The organism is Ferroplasma sp. Type II, from assembly GCF_000496155.1.
In genome coordinates, this window is record NZ_KI542788.1 from 1 (window position 1) to 1977 (window position 1977).

General features: G+C 40.7%; 5 protein-coding genes and 2 tRNA genes. 1 reads left to right on the forward strand and 6 read right to left on the reverse strand.

Going from position 1 to position 1977, the window contains the following annotated elements:
- Positions 1 to 148 (reverse strand): transposase (locus tag AMDU4_RS11355; protein WP_021788113.1); only part of this gene is annotated, 148 nt, incomplete at its 3' end.
- Positions 149 to 265: 117 nt separating this feature from the next.
- The gene (locus AMDU4_RS11360) at positions 266 to 463 is read right to left on the reverse strand and encodes a hypothetical protein (RefSeq protein WP_021788114.1); all 198 of its coding nucleotides are present in this window, start codon (positions 461 to 463) and stop codon (positions 266 to 268) included.
- A 72-nt stretch (positions 464 to 535) separates the two neighbouring features.
- Between AMDU4_RS11360 and AMDU4_RS11365 the strand changes: the two genes are divergently transcribed.
- Positions 536 to 1039 (forward strand): tyrosine-type recombinase/integrase, encoded by a 504-nt coding sequence (locus AMDU4_RS11365; protein WP_021788115.1) that lies wholly within the window; start codon positions 536 to 538, stop codon positions 1037 to 1039.
- On the opposite strand, the gene AMDU4_RS11370 is transcribed toward AMDU4_RS11365, so the two are convergent.
- The 4 genes from AMDU4_RS11370 to AMDU4_RS11385 form a co-directional block, all read right to left on the reverse strand.
- Positions 1021 to 1094, reverse strand: a tRNA-Ile gene (locus tag AMDU4_RS11370). The two genes, AMDU4_RS11365 and AMDU4_RS11370, sit on opposite strands and share 19 nt — an antisense overlap.
- 3 nt (positions 1095 to 1097) lie before the next feature.
- Positions 1098 to 1170 (reverse strand) — tRNA-Asn (locus tag AMDU4_RS11375).
- A gap of 123 nt (positions 1171 to 1293) precedes the next feature.
- Positions 1294 to 1686 carry a hypothetical protein gene (locus tag AMDU4_RS11380; RefSeq protein WP_021788116.1) on the reverse strand — a complete coding sequence of 131 codons (393 nt, stop codon included), beginning with the start codon at positions 1684 to 1686 and terminating at the stop codon, positions 1294 to 1296.
- 30 nt (positions 1687 to 1716) lie between these two features.
- Positions 1717 to 1977 (reverse strand): helicase C-terminal domain-containing protein (locus tag AMDU4_RS11385; RefSeq protein ID WP_290705202.1); only part of this gene is annotated, 261 nt, incomplete at its 5' end.

The following is a 1977-nucleotide window of genomic DNA, read 5'->3' on the forward strand; positions in this document are numbered from 1 at the left end:
TCTCTAAAATTAATTCCTTTAGCCTCACATCAATACCATCCTTCAGGACATTTCTTCTGTATTTAGGACAGAATATCACATGGTACTGGCAACTGTACACCATATGGGGTTCATGATGATATTCCTTCTCTTTATTGCTTATTTCCATATACTAAATTAGATATGCTAAAGTTATATATATACTTTCACAATTCATCAACCATATGAACGTTGGAGTTTTCTTGCTCAGATTATCGTAAATTTTAAACAATAAAAAGTTTAAACTCTAACTCCCGTTATTTTGCATAATAGGTATTTCAAGAGCCCTAATTATTTCTCCAGATTTTTTCGGTATTTCAGATATCTTCCATTCTTCACCGATCTTGAGCATGCTCACACGCTGAAGATGTTCTATTACATCCTCAGGAGAGTATTTCTTGATCAGATCATGCTTTCTCAGCAGGTTATAGATCCTGTGATGCATTATCAGTGATAGGAAATTGACTCCTCTTTCATGGAATAATCAATAAGCCTTGAGTTCCTCTTTAATGATATTATGAAGAATATTTTCATGGTATCAAGAGCCTGGACATTCTTCAGGTCTGAGAAACTTGAAGCCATCAGGCTGATATCACTTACCGATGAAGCTATGGAGAATGTGAACGCATTCATCAGATTCTACAGGCCCCAGACAGACAGTTCAGCATTATTTACAACCTCAAAGGGCAGAATGACATACCAGTATGCAAGGAACATAGTTAAGGCAACGGCAGCCAGGGCGGGAGCCCCAAAGTTCCATGCACACAGTGCAAGGCATTACTGCGCAACCGCATTATTGCGGGCTGGTGTGGATATCAGGAGGGTTCAAACCTATCTGGGCCACAGGTCGTTAAAGTCCACGCAGAGGTATACACACCTGTCAAATACGGAGGTGGCAAAATCGATGAAGAACAAGCTGGAGGAGCTTTTTCGGGAAAAATTAGATGATGCAGGGTTTGAACATAAAGATATAAAAAGTGCCAAACCTGCACATATACTTAATGGGGCTGGCCGGGTTTGAACCGACGACCACCTGGTTATGAGCCAGGCGCTCTACCTAGCTGAGCTACAACCCCTAACGCCGTCAGTCGGGCTTGAACCGACGACCGCTCGGTTAACAGCCGAGTGCTCTACCAACTGAGCTATGGCGGCTTATAATGGTTATTGCATTTTTGCTTTTAATATTTTGCTTTCAAATATTGAGGCAGTGGCAATAAGTGCATCTGTTGGAATACAAAATCAGATAAATATTTTATGATTTTTAAGAACAATAAATCATTGCTTTATTTCCATATCCTCCTTTACTGTGTTTTCACCTATGCTTAATATTTCCAGCCTGATTGTGTATCTGTCAGGCATGATAGAATGAGCATCCAGCATTCTGTAAGCATTTCTTGAGAAGAAGATTCCGTCGTTAGGCCCACATCCTGCAGGATTTAAATAAAGCCTTACTGTGGCCCCCTGCAGATCTGCGAGATCATCAGTATTCAGGTACTCTTCCCTGCCCACGACTTTCAGTATCTGCCCTTCCATCTCGATTTCATTTGCCAGCTGCAATTTTGCAGAAAATTTCAGGGACCTGACAGGAAGATAGAAATTGGAAGCATCAGGATTGATGGGCTTTACCAGCCTTTCACTTTTTAATGTGGATTCTATAACAACGGCCATGGAGTTAAATATGAATATGGTTTATAATGTTTATTTCCCGGTTGATATGAGATTAGCACGCCAGAATGGTTCATCAAACCTGTCATCACAAAGCCATATATTGGATCTGTCATCGGGTGACCTTGTTGACCTCCCTGCAGCCTGTTTTACCTTTATAAGGGCAAATTCGTAGTATAGCAGATTGTATGCATTTTTTTTCAGTACCTTTTCAAGATACTTTATTTTGTCCTTTCTGTAATCGTCCAGTGGTATCAGCGGGAGTCCGGCAATGATTACATCGCTAATGAGGCT